This is a genomic window from Paenibacillus sp. FSL R5-0887 (assembly GCF_038002305.1).
In the GTDB taxonomy this organism is placed as follows: Bacteria; Bacillota; Bacilli; order Paenibacillales; family Paenibacillaceae; genus Paenibacillus_AQ; species Paenibacillus_AQ odorifer.
On record NZ_JBBOCE010000001.1, the window covers coordinates 3,992,838 to 4,016,031 of the forward strand.

20 protein-coding genes are annotated in these 23,194 nt (G+C 44.4%); 4 read left to right on the plus strand and 16 right to left on the minus strand.

Translation table 11 applies throughout. The features are described 5' to 3' along the window. Positions 1–550: 550 nt before the first annotated feature. The 5 genes from MKY14_RS17810 to yyaC all read right to left on the minus strand — a co-directional run bounded on the left by MKY14_RS17810 (position 551) and on the right by yyaC (position 4,953). Positions 551–1,741, minus strand: coding sequence for a class I SAM-dependent methyltransferase (locus MKY14_RS17810; protein WP_076303094.1), 1,191 nt, complete (start codon positions 1,739–1,741; stop codon positions 551–553). Between the two features lie 88 nt (positions 1,742–1,829). After that, a complete protein-coding gene (locus tag MKY14_RS17815) occupies positions 1,830–2,648 on the minus strand; it encodes a PhzF family phenazine biosynthesis protein (protein ID WP_254848856.1) in 819 nt (272 codons plus the stop codon). Next, positions 2,648–3,319, minus strand: coding sequence for a DUF6483 family protein (locus tag MKY14_RS17820; protein ID WP_340976990.1), 672 nt, complete (start codon positions 3,317–3,319; stop codon positions 2,648–2,650). The genes MKY14_RS17815 and MKY14_RS17820 overlap by 1 nt, the downstream gene beginning before the upstream one ends. 194 nt (positions 3,320–3,513) lie before the next feature. Then, a complete protein-coding gene (locus MKY14_RS17825; RefSeq protein ID WP_076128663.1) occupies positions 3,514–4,320 on the minus strand; it encodes an alpha/beta fold hydrolase in 807 nt (268 codons plus the stop codon). A gap of 108 nt (positions 4,321–4,428) precedes the next feature. Further along, positions 4,429–4,953, minus strand: coding sequence for a spore protease YyaC (gene yyaC / locus MKY14_RS17830; RefSeq protein WP_256717533.1), 525 nt, complete (start codon positions 4,951–4,953; stop codon positions 4,429–4,431). Positions 4,954–5,096: 143 nt separating this feature from the next. Between yyaC and MKY14_RS17835 the strand changes: the two genes are divergently transcribed. Further along, positions 5,097–5,321 (plus strand): DUF1128 domain-containing protein, encoded by a 225-nt coding sequence (locus MKY14_RS17835; protein WP_036680203.1) that lies wholly within the window; start codon positions 5,097–5,099, stop codon positions 5,319–5,321. Positions 5,322–5,452: 131 nt separating this feature from the next. On the opposite strand, the gene MKY14_RS17840 is transcribed toward MKY14_RS17835, so the two are convergent. The 4 genes from MKY14_RS17840 to MKY14_RS17855 all read right to left on the minus strand — a co-directional run bounded on the left by MKY14_RS17840 (position 5,453) and on the right by MKY14_RS17855 (position 10,272). Further along, a complete protein-coding gene (locus MKY14_RS17840) occupies positions 5,453–6,457 on the minus strand; it encodes an asparaginase (protein ID WP_076128665.1) in 1,005 nt (334 codons plus the stop codon). A 306-nt stretch (positions 6,458–6,763) separates the two neighbouring features. Next, a complete protein-coding gene (locus MKY14_RS17845; protein WP_076128667.1) occupies positions 6,764–7,600 on the minus strand; it encodes a sugar ABC transporter permease in 837 nt (278 codons plus the stop codon). Then, positions 7,597–8,904, minus strand: a complete 1,308-nt coding sequence (locus MKY14_RS17850) for a carbohydrate ABC transporter permease (protein WP_076128669.1) — start codon at positions 8,902–8,904, stop codon at positions 7,597–7,599. Before MKY14_RS17850 ends, MKY14_RS17845 begins: the two co-directional genes overlap by 4 nt. Positions 8,905–8,922: 18 nt before the next feature. Then, a complete protein-coding gene (locus tag MKY14_RS17855; protein ID WP_254847769.1) occupies positions 8,923–10,272 on the minus strand; it encodes a sugar ABC transporter substrate-binding protein in 1,350 nt (449 codons plus the stop codon). A 446-nt stretch (positions 10,273–10,718) separates the two neighbouring features. Between MKY14_RS17855 and MKY14_RS17860 the strand changes: the two genes are divergently transcribed. From MKY14_RS17860 to MKY14_RS17870, 3 genes are all read left to right on the plus strand, one after another. After that, positions 10,719–12,485 carry a glycoside hydrolase family 13 protein gene (locus tag MKY14_RS17860; protein WP_445254881.1) on the plus strand — a complete coding sequence of 589 codons (1,767 nt, stop codon included), beginning with the start codon at positions 10,719–10,721 and terminating at the stop codon, positions 12,483–12,485. A 252-nt stretch (positions 12,486–12,737) separates the two neighbouring features. After that, on the plus strand, positions 12,738–13,235 hold the full coding sequence (locus MKY14_RS17865; protein WP_076128671.1) for a YtxH domain-containing protein: 498 nt from the start codon (positions 12,738–12,740) through the stop codon (positions 13,233–13,235). Positions 13,236–13,383: 148 nt separating this feature from the next. Further along, positions 13,384–13,716 (plus strand): DUF5665 domain-containing protein, encoded by a 333-nt coding sequence (locus MKY14_RS17870; protein WP_036680215.1) that lies wholly within the window; start codon positions 13,384–13,386, stop codon positions 13,714–13,716. A 189-nt stretch (positions 13,717–13,905) separates the two neighbouring features. On the opposite strand, the gene MKY14_RS17875 is transcribed toward MKY14_RS17870, so the two are convergent. The 7 genes from MKY14_RS17875 to MKY14_RS17905 form a co-directional block, all read right to left on the minus strand. Further along, a complete protein-coding gene (locus tag MKY14_RS17875; protein WP_076128673.1) occupies positions 13,906–14,676 on the minus strand; it encodes a sigma-70 family RNA polymerase sigma factor in 771 nt (256 codons plus the stop codon). Next, positions 14,673–15,128, minus strand: a complete 456-nt coding sequence (rsbW, locus tag MKY14_RS17880; protein ID WP_036680217.1) for an anti-sigma B factor RsbW — start codon at positions 15,126–15,128, stop codon at positions 14,673–14,675. The genes MKY14_RS17875 and rsbW overlap by 4 nt, the downstream gene beginning before the upstream one ends. Before the next feature lie 18 nt (positions 15,129–15,146). Then, positions 15,147–15,485, minus strand: a complete 339-nt coding sequence (locus tag MKY14_RS17885; RefSeq protein WP_076128675.1) for an STAS domain-containing protein — start codon at positions 15,483–15,485, stop codon at positions 15,147–15,149. A gap of 96 nt (positions 15,486–15,581) precedes the next feature. Further along, a complete protein-coding gene (locus MKY14_RS17890; RefSeq protein WP_076128677.1) occupies positions 15,582–17,252 on the minus strand; it encodes a response regulator in 1,671 nt (556 codons plus the stop codon). Between the two features lie 21 nt (positions 17,253–17,273). Next, positions 17,274–18,140 (minus strand): CheR family methyltransferase, encoded by an 867-nt coding sequence (locus MKY14_RS17895; RefSeq protein WP_051491113.1) that lies wholly within the window; start codon positions 18,138–18,140, stop codon positions 17,274–17,276. Positions 18,141–18,219: 79 nt separating this feature from the next. After that, entirely contained in the window at positions 18,220–21,888 is a 3,669-nt protein-coding gene (locus tag MKY14_RS17900) for a response regulator (protein ID WP_076128810.1), read from the minus strand. A gap of 2 nt (positions 21,889–21,890) precedes the next feature. Further along, the gene (locus tag MKY14_RS17905; protein ID WP_076128679.1) at positions 21,891–23,057 is read right to left on the minus strand and encodes a SpoIIE family protein phosphatase; all 1,167 of its coding nucleotides are present in this window, start codon (positions 23,055–23,057) and stop codon (positions 21,891–21,893) included. Positions 23,058–23,194 lie beyond the last annotated feature (137 nt).

Genomic DNA, 23,194 nt, shown 5'->3' on the forward strand with positions numbered 1-23,194 from the left:
TGTAAAAAGTGCAGCTAATCCCGTGCTCTCGCTGCTTACTTTCACTTTAATTGTACTTTGTGCAACTGTTTTTCAAGAATCCCGCCATATGCGGAGTATTGTTCGTTTTTAAGTGTACAAAGTGCAACTAAATCACTAAAACGCAGCTTCTGAGCATATCCAGTTGCACAAAGTACAACTAAATCAACTCACCATTAGACCGCACTAGCCGTACCGTCCTAACCATTAGATCGCACTCACTGCAACATCCTAACCATTAGATCACACTTGCTGCACTATCCGAATTCTCATCAAAAAAGCTATATAGTTGTAAAAAGTGCAGCTATTCCCGTGCTTTCGCTACTGACTTCCACTTTAATTGTACTTTGTGCAACTGTTTTTCGAGAATCCCGCCATATGCGGAGTATTGTTCGTTTTTAAGTGTACAAAGTGCAACTAAATCACTAAAACGCAGCTTCAGAGCATATTTAATTGCACAAAGTACAACTAAACCAACTCGCCATTAGATCGCACTCACTGCAACATCCTACGCTTTCTACCTTAATATCCTCTACCCTTCTACCGAACTCTCAGTAGGAAGCAGATCGGCGCATACGCGTTCGAGGTAGGGTTTTGCTCCCAGAAAATCGCGGAATGCGGTGTATTCGCGCCATTTGACGGAGTTGTCCCCGGCTGAGCTCTTAACGGCACGAATCAAAATGTTCTTCGGTGTATTCTCCAGATCGATGAATTCCAGCAGCTGGCTGCTATAGCCCATCATATCGAGCAATTTGGCGCGAATGGCGTCTGTAGCCAAGGCGGAAAAACGCTCTTTCAATATGCCATGCGAAAGCATAGGGCTCATTACTTCATTTTCGATTTGTGCGAATAATTCATGCTGGCAGCAAGGCACGGACAAAATAACAGACGCTCCCCAACGTACTGCTTTTTCAAGGGCAGCATCGGTAGCTGTGTCGCAAGCATGAAGTGTGATCACCATGTCCACTTGCTCCAGCTCATTATACTCGGCAATGTCACCCACGAAGAACTTCAAGTGATCATAACCGATTTTGGCAGCAAGTTCGTTACAATGCTCAATCACATCTGCTTTTAAATCTAACCCAATGATATTAAGCTCCCGCTTCTTGCGAACGGTCAGATAGTGATACAGCGCAAAGGTCAAATATGATTTTCCACAGCCAAAATCCACAATCGTCAACGGTCGGCCTGTTGGCAGATCGGCAAGCACGTCCTCTACCATCTCCAGAAAACGATTGATCTGCCGAAACTTATCATATCTTTTGGCCAGCACTTTACCTTCTTTATTCATGATTCCAAGCTCCACCAGAAATGGCACAGGCTCTCCATCCTCCAGCACATAACGTTTGCGACGGTTGTGAGCTAGATCCGGCTCTTCCTTTTTACTTGGAGACTTGGTTAGGATTGATACTTTGAATTTCTTACTAATAAGCACCTGATAATCGGCTTCTACTGTACACAACAAACCTTGCCGATACGTTTCTCTAAATAAAAGAGATATTTCTTCCGCCGCTAACTCTGCGGGTACGTTGCGATGTTCTACCTTTGTACCAATATAGGACGCAAACTGATAATGCAGCTTCCCCTTTAGTTCAACAGGTTTAACCTGCACTTTGGTACAATTTTCGCCTTTATAACGTACTTGACTTAGGGTAGCCGTAATCAAAGTACGGTCATTAATTAGTTGTTCAATTAGAGCTGTTAAAGATTCCACAACGCACATCTCACTTTCGGGATTAAAAATGGAGAATCTATGTCTCCTAACCATCATCGTTCATTATATCACGTGTTAACAAGGGGCGTTCCTTGTTCTAGCAGGGCTTAACATGCAGCTCACCACTAACTATAGTTAATGCTCGCCCAGACAACTTAATCTCGTCTTTACTTACCTCTAACTGAAGCAAACCTCCACGTTTCGAAGCTTGATAAGCGGTCAACTGCGTACGATTGAGTCTATCCGCCCAAAAAGGTGCCAATGCAGTATGCGCTGAGCCTGTTACCGGATCCTCATTCACTCCTACCTTCGGCGCAAAAAAACGTGATACACAATCAATACCTTCGATAGAGCTTTCTGCGGTAACCGCGAAGCCTCTCCCTTCAAGCCCGGATAAAGCTCCGAAGTCAGGGCTAAGTTCGCGAACCCGGGCTTCTTGATCCAGTCGTACAAGCACATTGTCAGCATATCGCATAGTTTCCACCACATTCGCTTCTGCAATACCAAGCGCTGCTGCGAGACCTGAAATTAGAGGAGAGGGTTGAAGCTGATAAGGCGGGAAGTACAGAGAGATCAAATCTCCTGAACGAGAAGCTCTAAGCAACCCACTGCGTGTATAGAACCTAGCTTCCATGTCAGGCGCTAGCAATCCGCTCTCCCATAGTACATGCGCACTTGCTAGAGTCCCATGCCCACACAGCTTGACCTCAACTTTAGGTGTAAACCATCGCAAGCGATATCCATCTTCCTCTGGCCAGAGAAAAGCTGTCTCTGACAAGTTCATTTCCGCTGCTGTCTTCTGCATATAACCTTCATCGACGGGATGCTCCAGTAAACATACCGCCGCAGGATTGCCTGAATAAGCCTGTTCTGCAAAAGCATCGATAATATATAAAGGGATATTCATCGTATTCATCAGGTTCCTGCTTCCTTTCGTATCGCTGTTACCCTGCCCCACTCTTTTAACCCCTGCTCTACTTCCTCCAGAGGAAGGGCACCTTGTTCCAATTCTGCAGATGATTTGAGCAGCAGCCGATTGTACAGCTTATCCCCTTCTATTACAACATCTTCTCCTTGCTCCCACAGCCGGTAGAGGCTGTCCTCCGCTTTACTATATCGTCCTACCGACTCCATATACTCCAACAGTAGCCGCTCCGTTTTAGACGGGAGACGATAGGCCTGCACATCCTGCAAGAGTTCATCAATTTCCTGAGTCATATGCAGCAGCTCCCTGTCTGCTCCATGAAGATCCGCGTACAAATATAAGTGTAAAGCTCTCATACTTCTAAATAATGCTGCATCCTTATCGCCATTTGCCGCATAAATGCTGCCTTCTTCCTTCAGCAGTTTGGCCAGACCTTGAAGCTTATCGGACTCAACCACACCGCCAAAACGAGACATATCTATGATATCTTCTACAGATAGTGAATTTAAAAGACGTGAATTCAGCGGAAAATGCCGGTTCAACAGCTCATCGATTTCCCATAAAGCTTCTGTCGTCTTCCGTTCCTGCTTCAGAGAAAATACCTTGGCAACCATCGCCGTCATATCTTCGATCATCCGGACAATATAGTCTCTTCGAAACATGCAATTCCTCCTTTTCCGTACTGTGGTAGCAAAAAATTCAGGACTCAGACCACTTAAGTTATTCTATTGATTTATCTTAAACCATTGCCGAATTCTATGCCAGTTAAGGAGAATACCAGATCATTAGTTAGCCCTTAAAAAAAGAGGCAGCACACGCCATAATGGCGCCGTGCTGCCTCTTTGTAGATGATTTTTTATACGCGGCTATTGTCTAAAACGGAAGCCTGAACAAAATCCTTTATGATCTCGGCTAACCGTTCAGGAGCTTCAAAAAGACTCATGTGGCCTGCACCCGATATCGTTGCTTGCGTTATATTCGGTTTATCCGCAGTAAAGGTTCGTTCAGCAGGAATCAATCCATCCTGCTCGCCAGCAACAAGCAATACCGGCAACGTAGTGGCCGTAATTACATCCCGTCGATCTGGACGCTCACGCATCGCCAGTGCAGCTCCTGCCGCTCCTTGTGGAGGCGTTTTGTAGCCGATTTCTTTAGCGCGCTCCAGCAGCTGTGGAGATGCAGAAGCGGTTGCTTCAGCAAACAATCCTGGTACGAAGCTGTCTACGAAAGGAGTAATCCCTTCATTTTGAATCGCGCTGACACTCTTCAGTCGTTTTTCCTTAGCTTCTTCACTATCTGGATAAGCAGTAGAATGAATTAATCCAAAGCCTTTCAATCGAGAGGCATAACGCTGAGCAAACGATAGCGTAATATATCCGCCAAGCGAATGACCAAGCATGATGCATTCAGCAATCTCCAGCGAATCTAACAGACCCAGAACATCATCTGCCATTTGTTCAATACTATAAGGTCCTAATGGAGCTTCCGAAGCTCCGTGACCACGTAAATCGGGAGCAATCACTCGGTAGCCGCTGCTTAAGACAGGAATGACTTGTTCCCAATATTCAGCGCTTCCACAAAAGCCATGCAGCAATACAATAACTTCGCCTTTCCCCTGATCACTGTAGCATATATTGCTTCCGTCACAACGAACTCTTTCCATGGCTGCTTCCCTCTTTCTAGAATACTAAGATAATGTGTCTAATATCTATTATTAAGCAAAACAGCCCGCCTTGAAACGGACAACTTATTTTTAAGTGCCCAATGGGTACTACTGGAGTCGGAATCCTTTTGCTGCCGCTATAGCGATATGTTCTGCCATAACCATCACTCTATGCAGTGGAGTGGTCTGCAACGTTCTATAGGGTTTCGGGCCATTCATATCTACAACGGCCGCCAAACTATAGTGACCTACGGCCGGAAGATTTGCCCCCACCGACTGTGCAGGCTGCAGTGGCTCACTCGAAACGAAGTAATATCCAAGCGCGATCGGAGGGCCCAGACAAGCATCTACCGCAACTACAATATGTCCGGAGGGAATCTCAGCCACTCTGGCCACCAAATTATCTGCATCGCAAGGAGACGGCAACGTACCGATTACATGTCGGAAGCCATGTTCCACAAGTTTGCTGCCCGTCAGCGGACCGAGTGCATCTCCTGTAGATCGATCTGTTCCAATGCACAGGAACGTGACTTCCTCGGAGGAATGCAGAGTAGCTATTTCCATGAAAAAGGACACTAATCCAGCATCGTCCATTTTAATGCGTTTTCCGCTTCCCTGTTCTCTGATTGCCAATACATTTCCTCCCTTCGATGATATTTTTGATCTCATGCCTTTAATTTAACATGATTTCAGGGAACCCGACAAAAAAATGGTGGTCAAGCTGCCAAACATGGTAAAATACATGAATCAGTATACAGAGAGGATGTTTTAACCTAATGGATTTAACAAAGCCTAGTCAGGAAAATGTTGAGTATATGATCGAGGCTATCAAAAACAAATTAAAAATGGCCAGTGCCGCGGCGATGCAAGCCTCCGCTTTTTCAGTAGATCATTATGAAGATATCTATGATGTTTATGAGGTAGCCATGGGCAGCGACAGACTAAGTATTTCTCAGGTGGAAGCACTCGTCTCCGAACTCGGCCGTCTACGTCATAAATAATAGGTCTCCCTATTACAAGAAGAACCGATGTTGCCGTCCTTTAAAGATGACTACCGCTTCTCGTAGAAAAAAGCCCTTTGCTGCGTATCCAGAAGATGGATTCGTAGTCGAAGGGCTCTTTTTATATGATCCTACTTTATGAAATTAAGCTTGAACTCGGTATCCGCATGGCCTACTCGTGTACCCCCGTCATTGTAAATCACGCCTGAAAATGCATTGCGCAGCTTTTCCAAGGTATTTTTCTGACTATAACCAATTTGATTTAAAATTCCCTGTACAATAAGTCCCCACTCTTCTTCCGATCCGTCCAGAATCTTGAAGGCAATCCCCAGTCGCTCACGGCGTAAGCCGAAGCAATAGACACCCTTAAATCCACCCTTAGCAATAATATTATCATCTTCCAAAAGAATAGAATCAAGGCGACCAGATCCAGAAACCATCTCCGGATAAGCATTCATTGCCGTTGTAATAGTAGTAACCGCTTTGCGAGTAGCTTCATCTGCAATCAAATCCGGATTGGCTAATTTCAAATAGGCCGTCGCCAAGGCGGTCAGAGGCAGAGCAAATACCGGCAGCCCGCATCCGTCCGTACCTAAACCGATACTGTCTGGGGCCACACCGGCCATATAAGCAATGGTGTCGATAATCTCACGCTGCACCGTTTGCTCCGGCTGTGAGTATTCTTCAAGCGGCAAACCTTTGAGCTTACTGTAAGATAAGATACCCATGTGCTTGCCCGCACAGTTATGATAGAACTTTCTTTTGCCCGCACCACGGATGGCGTTCTCCCTGCTGGAATAATCCAGCGGGTAACTCGTTGCACAGATCATTTGTTGCTCATCGATGCCAATCTTGGAGGATATGCTCTCTAGCGCAGCTACATGGTAGCTCTCTCCCCGATGAGAGGCGGTCATCAGGGCAACCTCTGCGGGTGTAAAGCCGTAATGCTCCACAATCCCCCCACGTACGCCTGGAATAGCCTGAAGGGGTTTAGCAGCTGAACGGGTGAACGATACAAATTCCGGATCACCTGCATACCCCTTTAAATTTCCGTTCTCTCCTACGATGGCAATATGCCCACTATGGACACATTCCAGCAAATCCGCCCGATACTCTCGTACTAATACGGTTTCCATGATTTCTCTCCTCTTTAACTAGATGCTCTATAACTCACAAGGACTTATTAGTATTCACATTTAATAAATGCTAGAAAATAACCCCGTGCTCCGGGATTTTTGAGTACTCTACAAACTCCCTTAAGTGTTGGTTCCATGAGGAATTCTACTCCTATTTTCATTATTCTTCAATCCTGTCCCCACCAAGAAGATTTTAGAAACCGGATAAAATATAAAAAACCGCTTCCTTCTCAGAACCTTGATCTCTGAGTAGAAAGCGGTTTTTATGGAATTCAGCGTAGCCTCACAAGGGTAGCGCAGTTCGTCTTATCCTTTGCTTGCACCTGCGGTCAGGCCATCCACCAAGAAACGCTGTAGGAAAATGAACAGCAGCGTGACTGGGAGAGCGACCAATACCGCTCCGGCAGCGAACAACGTAAACTCGGTTGAGTTACTTTGGTTCACCATCCGGTAAAGCCCAACGGCGAGCGTTCTTGTATCCTCCGTGCGCAATACAAGGTCGGCGAATATAAAATCCACAAAGCAGCCGTTGAAAATCATAAGGCTGGCATAGGTGAGCATCGGCTTAGATAACGGGATCATGATAGAAAGAAATACTTTCATATGACTCGCCCCATCCATTCGCGCAGCATCTTCCAAGCTTTTAGGAATCGTATCAAAAAAACCTTTAGCCACAAAAACATTCGTGATAATAGCACCGCTGCTGTACACGAGCACAAGTGCCCAATGAGAATTCAGTAGCCCAAGTGTGTTCAGCAGCACGTAAACTGCAATCATAGCCATAAATCCCGGAAACATCTGCAGAACTAGGAGCGTGGTTAGTGTAGTTTTTCTGCCCGTAAATCGATAACGAGAAATGGCGTACGAAGTCAGCAGCAGCAAAAAGGTGCCGAGCAGCGTAGACAACGCCGCAATCTTTAGCGTATTCATGAACCATAGCAAATATTTAGTTTGCTCAAACAGTTCCTTGTAATGAACAAAGGTGAAATTCTTAGGAATCAATGAGTCACTGAACAAACTGTTTCCTGTTTTGAAAGAAGACATAATAATCCAGAAAGCTGGGAAAAGACTAATAAAACTGAGCACAATCAGCAATAAATGGCTTCCAAACGTTTTTAACGCTTCCGTCAGTCTTAGCTTCATGCAATCATATCCTCCTCTTTAAAGGATCGCGTCCGCCGGTAGCTCCAGATGGAGAATGTCGCGACCATCAGGAAGATGACAATCCCGATGACAGAAGCAAAGCTGTACTGTGACTGGTTCAGCGCCAGTTTATAAAGCCAAGTCACCAGCAGGTCAGTGTGGCCCGCGTACTGGTAGTTAGGATTAACCGGTTCTCCGTTAGTCATTAGATAAATGACATTAAAGCTGTTAATGTTGCCGGCAAACTGCATAATCAGGATAGGTGCGGTTGCGAACAATACCATGGGCAGCGTAATCATGCGGAATTTATAAAATGACCCAGCACCGTCTACTTCTGCCGCTTCATACATATCCTTCGGAATTGTTGTCAGCACCCCAAAGGCCAGAATCATGGTCACCGGAATGCCGATCCACATATTAGCCAGGATTACAGTGACCTTAGCCCAGAAAGGATTGGTTAGCCAGGCCACACCCTCCAGTCCCAAGGCTCTTAAATAACTATTGATCGGTCCGAATTGATTATTGAACATATTGCGCATGACGAGCAGAGAAATCATATTGGGAATAGCGAAAGGAACGATCAGAAGTGTGCGCCAAAGCTTTTTGCAGCGGACACGGGGCTGGTGAATAAGTACTGCAATAAGCACACCTCCAATGTAAGTCGTCGCAGTAGCAATAACCGCCCAGATCAAGGTCCAAGTCAGCACTCCACCAAAGGTGGAACTCCAGACATCCAGACTAAGCATTTTATTAAAATTACCGAAACCCACCCAGTCTACCAGATGTGCTGGCGGTAAAATCGGGTCGGCATAGTTCGTAAACGCCAGTAGCACCGAAAAAACAAGTGGTAATATCGTCAGAAAAACCACGGCCACAAAGGGAATCGCGAGGACAAGATAGGCAAAATTCCTCCGCCCCATAGCTCTGAGCGATTCAGCGAATGAATGAATGGGCTCTTTCCGGTCCCGTGCAGCTCCAACTAGGAATGCATCTCTGATGTTCAGTAAATGAAAAGCTGTATAAAAGAGCAGCGCCAGCAATGCCATTAGACCATTGATCATCATAAAAATGGAGTGGTCGCCTTCCACCATCCGGGTTAATTTGCCTACCTTGACCATACGGCTTGGAAATTCACCAAGCGTAATTAAGCCATGCAAATGTCCCATCAGATCATGAGCAATATAGTAGATTCCAGCAGACCCCACCAGCAGGAATACCAATCCTTTCAGCCACTGCCGGTTGTAGAACTGGCCCAGTCCCGGAATAATAGCCGAGAGTAGCGCTGCGCCTGTTTTTTTCCTCATGGTTAAATCACCTGCCCTTTACTTCGACTCCAGATCGGCCTGAATCGTGGTTACAGTCTGATCCAGCGTCTGTTTAACATCAAGATTTGAGTCGTTCCACAGGGACACAAACGCTGCTTTTAGGGGTTCCCAGACCGATTTAATTTCTGAAACGGAAGGCATTGGAACGGAATTTTGGAATTGCTCGAAGAATCCGCCAATAATAGGGTCATCTTTGATTTCCGGCGCTTCTCCAGCCTCTATACTCGCAGGAATCGCTCCCGTCATCTCAAAATTCTTAAGCTGATTCTCCTTGTTGCTTGCAAAATGTGCGAACAAACGGCCTGCGACCGGATATTCCGTATATGAGTTGACATAATACGATTTGACCCCGGAGAAAGAAAGACTGTCTTGACCGTCAGGTCCCTTTGGAAGAGGAGCCACACCCAGGTTAACATTTTCCTTAAACGCCGCTATGGACCACGGCCCGTCGATATTCATCGCCAGCTTACCTTCCTGGAACAACTGTGTTTTCACGTCATAAGTGATATCTCCTGCATTCAAAGGCAGAATTTTTTTGAGGCTCTGCAGAAACGTAAACCCTTTGATAGTGCCCTCATTGTTCAATCCAATATCCTTGAAATTCGTATTGTTGTCTCCGTAAATATATCCGCCGAAGCTGCCAATAAACGGATAGCTGTAATATCCGACGAATTCCCACATGATTGCAAATTTGTTTTCCTTCGGATTGTTGTAAGTATCTGCAAAAGCAATCACATCATCCCACGTTTTAGGAGCGTCAGGAATCAGGTCCTTGTTGTAGAACAGCGCATAGGTTTCTACCGATTTAGGATAACCGTAAAGAATGCCATCATAAGACGATGCCTGAACGGCTGTTGCCACCATCGTTGATTTGGTTTCTTCCTCAAAAACATCATTTGGCAAAAGCAGCCCTGCTTTTACGGCTTGCCCGATCTGGTCATGGGGCAGAGTCAACACATCTGCAGCAAGTTTAGACGGACCATCCGTCGCCAGTCTTGCGCCTTGATCACCACCTGCCATTTCCTCAACTGTGACGGGAACACCATATTCTTTTTCGAAATCAGCAGCAACCTGCTTCATGTACTCAAGCTGCTCCTTGGCTTCCCAGACCATCAGTTTGGCCCCTGCTTCTGGTTTCATTTCCTCATCGGTGGTATTCTCTCCGGAAGTATTTGTCTCATTTGTGGTTCCCCCCGGCTCGTTCACTGCGGAATTCGGACTCGAATTCGGCTTTGATGCGGAGTTCCCATTGCCTGAACCGCATGCGGTGACCGTCAAAGTTAACAGCAGGCATAGGACTAAACTAAATGTTACCGCTTGCATTTTGGAACGTTTACTCTTCTTCATTTGCTCATCTCCCCTTCGTTCATGAGTGATTAAACTTAACCCGCATTGAAAAAAAGCATATAAAAAAGGTACAACCTCATTTGCACAAAGTGCCGAGGTTGTACCTTTCCAGGTAACAGTGCCTTTAATTTGAATGCGTGTTATGAAAAATCAAGTTCGTTCGCCCTCATTCTATAATATCCATAATTTTGATTGCAATCAGAGTATAAGTCCAAAAAAGACGGTTTAACAAAGTTTATCTTTTCTTTTCTTTTATTTTCTCTTTATCCCTACCACATACTAAATATTCCATATTGTAATTTCTTGTGAAATAACCTCTTGCTTTGCTCTTGAGGGTTATGGTAAGATGCAGACAAATTTAAAGGCAATGAAACCGCCAAGGGTTCAACCTCTGAAAATCATGAGGTTGGCCCTTTTTTGCGTTTACATGCCCGAAGGGATGGAAAATGAGTATGATTCAACCGGAAGCCGTTTATCACCGTATGGGACAAAATTGGTCATATGCCTACGATGAGTCTACACTTCATATTCGCATAAGAACTAAGCGGGACAACGTATCACAGATCGATCTTTTCTGTGGAGATAAATTTGGCTGGGACAAAACGCATGAGGTCATTCCAATGCAGCGCCTCGCTTCTGACGGCTTGTTCGATTACTGGCAAGCCTCCGTCCGTCCTGTTTACCGCAGACTCGCGTATTACTTTGCGCTTTATGACAAAGACGAAGTTCTTTATTTTTTGGAAAAAGGTTTTTATCCAGAGCCACCTGCTGTTGTATATGAAGGCTTGTTCGACTTTCCATTTTTGAATCGTGAAGATGTCCACTCCCCTCCATCGTGGGTGAAAGATGCAGTATTTTATCAAATATTCCCGGAGCGTTTCGCGAATGGGGATGCCACCAACGATCCGACAGATGTATTGGAATGGGGCGGCACGCCGAGTCCTCGGAATTTCTTCGGAGGGGACTTACAGGGTGTACTAGATCATTTGGATTATCTCTGTGAATTGGGCATCAATGCTATATATTTTAATCCTTTATTTGCGGCAACCACCAATCATAAATACGATACAAAAGATTATTACTTGGTCGATCCTAATTTTGGCACTAATACATTGCTGAAAGAGCTTGTGGACTCCTGTCATTCCAAAGGCATCCGTGTCATCCTGGACGGTGTCTTTAATCATTGCGGTCATACCTTCCCGCCATTTGTTGATCTGCTCGCGAACGGGCAATCTTCACGTTATGCGGATTGGTTCCATGTACGCGAGTGGCCGCCACAGGTCATCGACGGAATTCCCACCTATGACACCTTTGCATTTGAGCCTATCATGCCTAAGTTCAACACTGAGAATCCTGAAGTCATAGAATATCTACTGAATGCAGGCCGCTATTGGATCGAGGAAATCGGTATAGACGGCTGGCGGCTTGATGTCGCAAATGAAGTCTCCCATTCGTTCTGGCGGCAATTCTGCAGTACGATCAAAAGCATTAATCCAGAAGCCTATCTCGTAGGAGAAATCATGCATGATTCCTTGCCGTGGCTGCTTGGCGATCAATTTGACGCCGTTATGAATTACCCGCTAACGAATATTCAAATTAATTTTTTCGCTCACGGACAGATCAATGCTGCACAATTCTCTCAGTCGGTTGCTACTATGCTAGCGAATTATCCGCAGCAAATTACGGAAGCCGCCTTTAATCTGCTAGACAGCCATGATACAGTTCGTTTCCTGACACTTTGTGGCGGTGACATCAGGAAGTTAAAGCTGGCCGTTTTGTTCCAGATGACCTTTCAAGGAGCACCCTGTGTTTATTATGGCGATGAAATCGGCATGGATGGCGGATACGATCCGGACAACCGAAAATGTATGGAGTGGGACTCCCAGAAACAGAATCAAGAATTGTTCGAATACTATCGCTGGACGATCAGCCTTCGTAAATCTCATCCCGCATTCCGGAGCAGTGGATTTAAAGCGCTGGAGATTCCGGGTTATCCAAAGTTGCTTGTATATGAGCGGTGGGACAAACAAAGCCGGTTCATAATCGCATTGAACAATGAAGATGTTATGGCCGAAGTCATCATTCCTGTAACCGGAGCAGACACGATATGGGTAAACCTAAAGACGCAGAAGCGGACTGAAACCTCCACATCCCAGCTGCATCTGAATCTGCCTGAATTCGGCTATGCGGTACTCCAAGCCGTTAATGATTAATCCGTAACATTATAAATTCAATCGTGGAAGGATGGAGACATATGCTGCATATCACAGCCTGTCTTCGCCTTCTTTTTGCGCATAAACAAATGTTGATAAAGCCTTAAAAACGCGGTTTATATGACCTAAAGCCCTCTAGGTTACCGTATCCTCCCTTAAACTCCCGTAATCTCTCCCTTGCTCTTCAACTGTTTCAGCCCATACGCCAAAGTTTATATACGAAGTAAGATAAATTATAAGGAGTGATTGGTGATGAGTAACGTAGAACATGAAGTAGAGAACGGAAGCAGCTTATTAAAAGGTATCTTTATTGGTAGCTTAATTGGTGCCGCAGCAGCCCTGCTATTTGCACCAAAGCCTGGTCGTGAAATGCGCAGTGATCTGTCAGATAAACTTTCTCAAGCTACAGACAAGACCAAAGAAGTTGCTGGTGCCGTAACTGACAAAACCAAAGCTATTGCGACAACCGTTGGCGAAAAAGCAACCGATTTGGCTAGTACGGTGTCAGATAAAGCTTCTGATATCTATACCACTGTCAGTGACAGCAAACAACAAATTGCCGCCACTCTTCAAGAGGCTGGGAGTAAAATTGGTGACACTGTAAGTGAAGCCTCAAGCAATGTAAGCTCGGATGTTAAAGACGCCTCTAAAGACGTAGCTGATGAAGCTAAAGCATCCTCTAAAGAGGTTGCCAATCAGGCTAAGGATGCGAAAGAGGATGTAAAATCCTCCTATAAATCCAATTACTAATCTGCGGCATCATACAGCTATCACTTTAACAAACAACAGCCAGCTGACCGCAGCTGGCTGTTGTTTAGTTACACCTTTATTCACATCAGCAGATACAACTAGACATTTAATTAATGCCCGTTCGGGCTATAGAAAGCAGGGATGGCGCATGGCAGATTCAAATAACCAAACAAAACCTTATGAAATTGATGAACATCCTTTCGAGTTGCGACATGAAGTAAAACGCTTAAACAGTCGTCTTGATAAGATCGCTCACTCACTGGAAAAATCAGAATTCAAAGACATTCTCGACAACTATTCAGATCCGAAAAAAAGAATCATCACAAACCTGATGGCCGGTATATCTCGGGGACTTGGACTATCTCTCGGAACATTTGTAGTCCTTGGTTTATTAGGCTACATTCTTAGTCTTTTTCTTAATGTTCCAGTAATCGGAGAGTATCTTGGCGAAATTAAAAAATACATTGATGCTAATAGCTAACCGCAAGACTATCAATCTATTCCCCAACTATCGACCGCTTCCCCCGCTTGTCCGTCTAATCCTCTAGGTTGGACGGACAAGCGGGGGAATAAGTCTACAACAGTATACAAATAAAGGACATGCGGGTCTCCAGTCAGCGGAGAGAGGCATGTCCTTATCGTCGAAAATGTATATTACCCATACAGGAACTCAATAGGAAGAGTTGGCCATAATCTGCTTTAACTTCTCAGTGGCCCGCTTCTGTATGCGTGAAACGCTCATCTGTGATACCCCCAGCTTCTGGGCGATCGCCCGCTGGGATTGTCCATCTTGGAACGCTAACAGCAGCACCTGCTGCTCCTGTTCCTTCAATTGACCTAGTGCTTGTTGCAAATCCATACGTTTCTCTACGGTCTCGTAATCATTTGCGTCAGAGCTGATCAGCTCGCCTAGTGTGGCTCCTGTCTCCTCTTGAGAAAGGGGCGAGTCTAGGGAGACGTAATGATAACATTCTCTGCCCGCCAGTACTTCTACAGTTTCTTCAACAGACAAATCAAGATAATGAGCAATCTCATCCACCGCAGGCGAACGTTCCAGCTTCACTGTTAGTTCGTCAATCGCGTGTTGAACAAGTGCTCCCTTTTCTTTAATCCGTCTAGGTACCTGTATGTACCAAGATTTATCACGTAGGAAATTCTTCATATGTCCAATCATGCTTTTCATCGCATAGGGCTCAAAAGGGATTCCAAGGCTAATATCATATTGCTGTAATAACCGGATGAGCGCCATTTGCCCGACCTGATATAAATCCTCATACAAGTCGGGGCGGTTGCGAGAAATTTTTCCAGCAGCCATTTTTACCATAGGCTCATATTTCTTAATCAGCACTGTTGCGCGTTCATTATCCTTAGTCTGCTGATATTCCCAAATTTGGGTGACTGCTTCATTCATGGACTCGGGGGGAGTCACCTTATCACTCATACCTTTTCCTCGCTAAAGTTAAGGTGCTTCTTCAAAGTTACTACCGTCCCTCTTCCGGCCTCACTTACGACGCTCACGTCATCCATCAACGCTTGCATTAAGTAGAACCCTAAACCGCCGACCTGAACGTCACTTAACTCTTTATCATGCAGTGTCATACGCTCACTGGACGAGTCTTCCAAACCGTCAAAGCTCTCCCCCTCGTCTTTGACTGTAATGGATAGGGCACTTTCACCCACCTCAAAGATTACATCAACCATTCCGTCTTGTTGTCCATAGGCGTACAATACTGAGTTGTTACACGCCTCTGATACAGCTACCTTCATATCTTCAATATCTTCGTAGGTGAAGCCCATTTTTGAAGCAATACCATATAAATTCAACCTAACAATATCCACATACTCTGCGCTAGCCGGCAGCTGAAGAATTACTTTTTGCACATCATCACTCATTCTTTGTTCTATCCTTTCCTAGTGGGAATTCTCTTGGGAGGCAAAAAACTTGGTAATACCAGTCATGTCAAACAGCTTCTGAATTTGGGGAGGAACATCCTCAACCATAAACTTAACGTCCATACCTTGTCTTGATTTCAGGATCGAAAGTAGAATACCAATACCCGTGCTATCGATGTATTTTAATTCTTTAAGATTTATTACTAAATCATGCTTCGTATCACCTACAAGCGGCTCCATTACCAAACGGAAATCGGAAGCCACGGATAGATCAAGTTCACCATTCAGGAAAACCGTACATACACTTTCTTTTGTCTCTGTCTTAGCGTGAAACTTATTACTTTTATGCGTGTTCATAGACGATCTCTCCTGATAAATATTTTCTATATTAATAACCTCATAGTCCTACCTTTGAAACAAATAACATTAAAATATAAACTAGTAAATCTTGGGTTACGCCTGAAAAATAGATGTATCTGTTTCAACCATCCGATTATCGCTGCTAGAATACCGAGAGATAATCTGCTTAATACTACTCATCTTAAGTGGCTTGCTGATATAGTCATCCATTCCTGAGGCTTTACAGCGATTCTGGATGCCATCCATGACATTCGCAGTCATTGCAATAATAATAGTCTTCTCAGCCGCCGGACCGCCTTCTCGACGGATTTGAGCGGTTGCCTCCAGGCCATCCATTACTGGCATTTGGAGATCCATAAAGATAAAATCATAGGGCTGCTTAAGCGCCATTTGCACAGCCTGTTTCCCGTCCTCAGCCATATCAGCTTCATAGCCGAGCTTATCTAGCATGCTAACCATCAGACGCTGATTGATAGGATGGTCATCTACAACAAGGATTCGGCTTCTGCTCTCCTGATTAAGAAGAAGATGAGGCGATTCCTCTTCTTGATAACCTCCTGTCAAATCTTCTCCAGGTACGGATGCTTGTATCGTAAAAATAAAGGTAGCTCCTTTTTGCTCCATGGATTCTACCCGTATTTCTCCGCCCATCATGCCTACAAGGGATTTACATATGGCTAAACCAAGCCCTGTTCCCCCGTATTTCCGTGTCATTGAAGAATCCAGCTGTGAGAACGGTTGGAACAATCGGTCGCATTTCTCTGGAGAAATACCAATCCCTGTATCCATGATCGTGAACTCGACTTCTACCTTGTTCCCAGATGTTTCTTTGATGGAAGCGACTAAATAGACACCGCCTTGATTCGTAAATTTAACTGCGTTAGCAATCAGATTAATTAATACTTGGCGTAAACGGGCCATATCTCCATATAAAAGTCTAGGCAACTTCTGATCGATAAAATAAGCAAGCTCCAGGTTCTTTTTTCCCGCTTCCACCGAAAAGAGGCTGAACACCTCTTGAATACATGTGCGAAGTTCGAACAGCTGCTCTTCGATTTCCATTTTACCGGATTCCATTTTGGTGAAATCAAGAATATCGTTTATCACCGTAATCAACGTGTCTGCACTTTTCCGAATGATCTCGGAATACTCCTTCTGCTCAGGAGCAAGGTCAGTCTCCATTAATAAATCAATCATACCCACTACGCCATTCATTGGTGTACGAATCTCATGACTCATCATAGCCAGAAATTCCGACTTCGCTTTGGAGGCGATCTCCGCCTCTTCCTTAGCCTTTACGAGCTCACTATTTATGATTTCCAGTTCTTTCGTCTTTTGCTGCAGCAGCATGGTCTGAGTCTGATGCTTCTTGCTCGTAATATACATCTCGACAAAACCTTGTATCTTAGACTTCAGAATTTGTGGAATGAAGGGCTTGACCATATAATCAATAGCCCCTGCAGAATAGCCCGCGAATAAATGCTCCGCTTCCTTACTATTCGCAGAGATAAAGATAATCGGAATTTCCTTTGTTTTTTCTCTGGCTTTAATCAACTTTGCGGTCTCGATCCCATCCATACCTGGCATCTGCACGTCCAGTACGATGACAGCAAAATCATACCTTAACAAACACCGCAGCGCTTCTTCGCCGGAGGTGGCTTTGACTAGCTCATAATGCTGGCTTTCAAGTACCGCCTCCAGCGCCAGCAGATTTTCAGGACGGTCATCTACTAGTAGTATATGAATTGGTTCTTGAAACCCCATAGGACCACCCTCCTTCATGCGTTATTTTATGTTACGGTATATTTTTTCTACTCTGTCCAAAGACTCATAACAATCGCTGTACTTCGTAAAGTGAATGGATTCTTTAGAGCCTAGAACAAGTATTCCAAAACGACTTAAACTTTCATGAAATAAGCCGTGAACATGATCCCGCAGCTCATCATTGAAATAGATCATCACATTGCGGCAGAAAATAACATTAAACTCATTAAAAGAAGTATCTGTAGCCAAGTTATGCTCAGCGAATATAATGTTTTTGCGTAAATATGGCTGTAAAATAACCGAGTTATACTTCGCTGTATAGTATTCAGAGAATGCCCGGGTACCTCCCGCCTCCAAATAATTCTTAGTGTATTGCTTCATTCTGCTAATATCATAGACGCCTTCCTTAGCCTGCTGTAAAGAACGCTCATTCATATCTGTGGCATAAATCCGAGCCTTATCGTAAAGCCCTTCTTCATGAAGCAGGATGGCCATAGAGTATACTTCTTCACCAGTGGAGCATCCAGCATGCCAGATACGAATATAGGGATAAGTCCTCAACAACGGAACTACCTTCTGGCGAAACGTTAAAAATAACCCCGGGTCCCTAAACATTTCGGTAACCGGAATGGAGAGACTATAGACAAATCGTTCAAAACAGGCACGATCATGCAGCACCTTTTCTTGCAGCGCGGATATGCTGTGTACATTCTCCGCATGCACATGATGCCAGATACGTCGCTTCAAAGAAGGCAACGCATAATTCCGGAAATCATATCCATATAAACGGTGTACTCCATCAAGGAGCAGCTCGATCTCAATTTGCTCCAACTCGTCACTTCCTACCATAACGGGCTGCTCCTCATATCCGTGTTCTATCGCTTTCATTGTTATCCCGACTCCCTTATTAACACACCGTAATTCTAGTCATGTTAGTTCTTAAAAAGGTATTACCCCAAATTTGAGTTTACGAATACAACCAGACACGCATTAACGAAAGAAGTTGACCTGTTGCGATCGGTTTCTTCATATAATCAGAAGCTCCCGCTTCAATACATTTGGCGCGATCCTCTTTCATTGCTTTGGCGGTAAGCGCAATAATAGGCAGTTTCTGATATTGCGGCATTTCACGGATTCGGCGCATAGCTTCATATCCGTCCATTTCCGGCATCATCATATCCATAAGCACGAGATCAAAATCTTCTTGCTCTACCAGCATTTCCAGCGCTTCACGTCCATTCTCCGCAAACTTCACTTCCATGTGGTATTCTTCCAGTACACTAGAGAGTGCAAAAACATTACGAATATCATCATCGACGAGCAGTATTTTCTTCCCTTCGAATAACTCTTCTTTGTTATGCAGCTTCTGCAAAATTTTACGTTTATCTTCCGGAAGATTGGCTTCTACCCGGTGCAAGAACAACGTTGTTTCATCCAGTAGTCGTTCCGGAGAACGAACATCCTTAATAATTATGGATTCAGCATACTTGCGGAGCTGTGTCTCCTCTTTGCTATCTAAATCCTTACCTGTATAAATAATAATAGGAAGATCATTTAATTCTTCATCATCACGAATCTGATCCAGCAATTCAAAGCCGTTCATATCCCCAAGCATAAGATCCAGAACCATACAATCATATCTCTGCTTGCGCAGCTCCATCAGTGCCTCATTGCCGGTTGATACCGCGGTGATAGCTACATCATCGTGACCGATCAATTCCATAATGGAACGACGTTGAATCTCATCATCTTCAACAATCAGAAGGTACTTCACTGTGCTGGACGTATAGTTCTCAATTTGTGAGAAAGCCCGCTCCAATGCTTCTCTTGAAGATGGTTTTCTAAGATACGCCATAGCTCCCATCATTAATCCTTGCTTCACTTCATCGTTCACTGAGATAACATGAACAGGAATGTGACGGGTCTGAGATGCACTTTTCAGCTCTCTAAGGATGGTCCAGCCGTCCATTACAGGCAGCTGTATATCGAGAATGATCGCATCTGGCAAATAAGTTTTTGCCATCTGCAGTCCTATATCGCCTTGAAGCGCTACTAAACCTTTAAATCTGCGCCCACGAGCCATGTCTAACAAGATTTTCGCAAAGCTTTCATCATCTTCAATAATAAGCAGGACTTTGTCATTCGCCGTCAAATTGTCACGGTCATCCTCAATTGTCAGTTGTGGAAGGGGTACGTTAACTGCTGCTGGCACTAAGGTTGGAAGCATGTCTCCAATATATTCATCATATGTGGAATCCTCTTTGGACACCGCAGCTTCTATTTCTGCACGTTGTTTACTGTAATTTGCCTTCACCGGCAAATATAAAGTGAAGGTACTGCCTTGTCCCTCACGGGATTCGAGCACAATAGCTCCACCCATTATACGAACCAATTCACGGCTGATCGACAATCCCAACCCCGTGCCTCCATATTTACGGCTGGTTGTTCCGTCTACCTGCTGGAAGGCTTCGAATACAATATCTGTTTTGTCAGCCGGAATACCAATGCCACTGTCCTTCACAGCAATAGCAATATATTCATTATCACTCGGCAGATTTAGTGGCAAGAGATTATTATCTGCCGGGCTAACTGAAAACTCGATAAAACCTTCGGTTGTAAATTTAAAGGCATTGGAAAGCAGGTTTCTTAAAACCTGCTTCAACCGGTGACTATCGGCAATTACGCTATCTGGCAGCGGCTCGTTAAAGGCTATCCGTAAGGAGAGTCCTTTTTTGATCGCCTGCGGAGCAAAATTCTGCTTCACAAAGCTTTTCAGCTCAGTCAGTTTAATTTCTTCATGATTCAGTTCCATTTTTCCTGCATCAACCTTGGACAGATCTAAAATTTCATCAATCATCTTAAGCAGGTCAGCACCTGACATATAAATCGTATGGGCAAATTCAACCTGCTTCTCCGTTAAATTACCATCCTTGTTCTCGGTAAGCAGCTGGGACAAGATCAGCAGACTGTTGAGCGGCGTCCGCAATTCATGGGACATGTTCGCCATAAATTCCGATTTATACTTACTAGTCACGGATAATTGCATAGCCTGTTTCTCTAGCTGAACCTTAGCATGCTCAATTTCATCTTTTTTCTCCTCAACCTCCTGCACTTGCTCCTCTAGTGCACGAGTCTTGGCGACGAGTTCCGTATTGTAATGCTCCAGTTCCTCCTGCTGACGTTGCAGCAGTTCTTCTGAACGTTTAAGCGCATCTGTCTGCTCTTCCAAGTTCTCATTAGAACGACGCAGTTCTTCTTGCTGAGTCTGCAGCTCCTCTGACTGACATTGCAGTTCTTCCGTAAGTGCTTGTGACTCACGCAGTAATTTCTCTACAATCAGACGACGACTAATATTATTGAAAATAATGCTTAAATTATTCGCAAGTTGTTGCAGCAAATCATTTTTCAGACTGCTAAATGGCTGGAATGAAGCGAATTCTACTACACCGAGCAGCTCGTCTTCAAAAATAAGCGGATGAATGGAAATATAACCTGGCTGTGAATCCACAAAGCCGGATTTCACGGAGATATAATCTTCAGGAGCCCGCTCCAATCTGATTGGGTGCATATCAAGCGCACTTTGTCCTACAAGCCCTTCTCCAATCAAAAAACCTTCCTTTGGTTTCTTATCGTTATCTACTGCATAATAACCACTGCTTCGTAAAAAATCGGGACGATTAGCATCCTTCAAATACACAGCTCCAAACTGGGCTCCGAGCACAGGGGTGAACTCGTTGATAAAGGTCTGTGAGACCTGATCCAATGAGCTAACCCCCCGGAGAAGTTCTGTCACCTGAGCAACATTTGCATTCAGCCAGGATTGATCATTCTGTGCCTGTGCATAAGCCTGTTCCATTTGCTGTTTCTCTTCAAGATCTAACGCCATTTTCTTAAAGACAAGGGCAACCTCACCAATCTCATCTTTCGAAGTAACCTTTATGCGCCTTATGGCCCGAATTCTGCCGTTGCCAAAGCTGGTAATCATCATCGAAACGACATTAAGCCCCCGCGTAATGCTTGGAATGATCCATAAAACAACTCCAAGTCCAAGTAGCAGGCCCACAATCATCATCAAGATGACCATCTGAGTAGAGCTTTGATAGGCATCTTTAGCTTTTGCGCTCTCTTCATTCATAATAAAGGCATTATAATCAGAGAGACTGTTCAGAGCATTTAACACGGCATTCTGAATCGCTTGTCCCTCTGTGTTAGAATACGTGCTGGCATTCTGGAAATAACCAGCTGATAGCAGCTTCAATATTTTTTCCTGATAATTTAGATAGATCGTATAAGAATCATCAATTTGATTAACGATCTGCATCTCTTCAGCGCTAGTCATTGATTCTTTTATTTTGTCGTAGTGCTCATTCGCCTTAGCTATTTTTTTATCAATCTCTTTTTTTTGTGATTCTACCGTTGATGTATCCGCGCTTAACATGGTCGTCGTTAATATGCGCGCCATATCATTCACTTCTCCACGCATACCTGAAGAAGAGCGACCCTTCATATATCTATCCTGGTAACCCTCAAGCTGACCATTCATATAATCCAAACGATCGTATCCAATCATAGTAAGTGCCAGCATAATTGCCAGCATCGCACTAAAACCAATTAAGAGTTTAGCCTTTATTTTCATCCTCATTCTGTTCCCTTCTTCAGTGAGATCCACACTATACATTTGTCATCGTCACGCTCTTTAGGAACATCAGCATTGAAAAAAGCAGCCCGTATAGTTTCTTCCTTCCATTCATGCTCAACATTTAAATGCTTAATCATAAACTTCAGCTGCTCTTCCTGTTCACCCTCAACCAGCTCCAGCAGACCATCTGTATAGAGAACCAAATGCCCTTCATCTTCGTAGGTCAAGCTCTGAGGCTGAATATCAATCCGTTCAAACAGGCCTACAGGGTGACAATTACTTTCCAGCAAGACCGGAGTCTTAGCTGCGCCCTCAAAAAATAGCGCAGGTGGATGCCCGGCGTTAACGTAGTCAATACGCTTTATACGAGTGTCGATCACAAGATAAATCGTCGTAAAATAATATTGAATCAGCTTTTTCTCAATATAAAGTTGGTTAAACCTTCGATTGAGTTCCTGAATTACCTTTTCCGGCTCTACATAGGTAGTTACCGTATCCTTTAATACTGACGCAAGGAACATGCAAAAAAGAGAGGACGATATACCGTGTCCCATAATGTCCAGGAGGATTACGCCATATCGGCCATCCCCAAGGGGATACCAGGCATATAAATCACCCGCCAATTCAGAGGAAGGCTGATAGATAGCATGCACCTCGAAATTCTCTTCCTGGAGGGGTAGGCTGAGTACAGCATTCTGCACGAGTGCAGCCAGTCTCAATTCCTCCTGAATCCGCTGATCCCGTTCCTTATGCCAATCTTTCTCACGTTTCAACCGCAGAGCAAGCCGAATCCGGGCCATTAGCTCCACTTTATTAATAGGTTTCGTAACATAATCTACTGCACCTGCATCCAACGCTTCGGCCAATTTCTTTGAATCACCTACAGCTGTAACCATTATTATTGGAATATCCTTAAGATGTTCGTATTGCTGCACAACACGACATGCTTCGATCCCATCCATTTCTGGCATCATCATATCCAGTAAAATCAGATCAATATCTGACATCCGGGGACGTCCATCTTCACTCCCCGAACCGATTCCAAGCCGTTCCAGCATCTCTTTGGCAGAGGATGCGGTTACGAAATTTCGGTAATCTTCTTTTTTCAGGATTTCACGGATAATGATAACATTAGTCGGATTGTCATCCACGATTAAGATTCTCATCATCTTCACCTCACACGAGTAGTATTACGACCGTAAAATTCTGCAAACCTACTAACTATATCATACGCTATTTCACAGTGTTATTTCTATTTTCATAATATGTAAATATAGTCATAGGATCAATTTACGTATTCAGC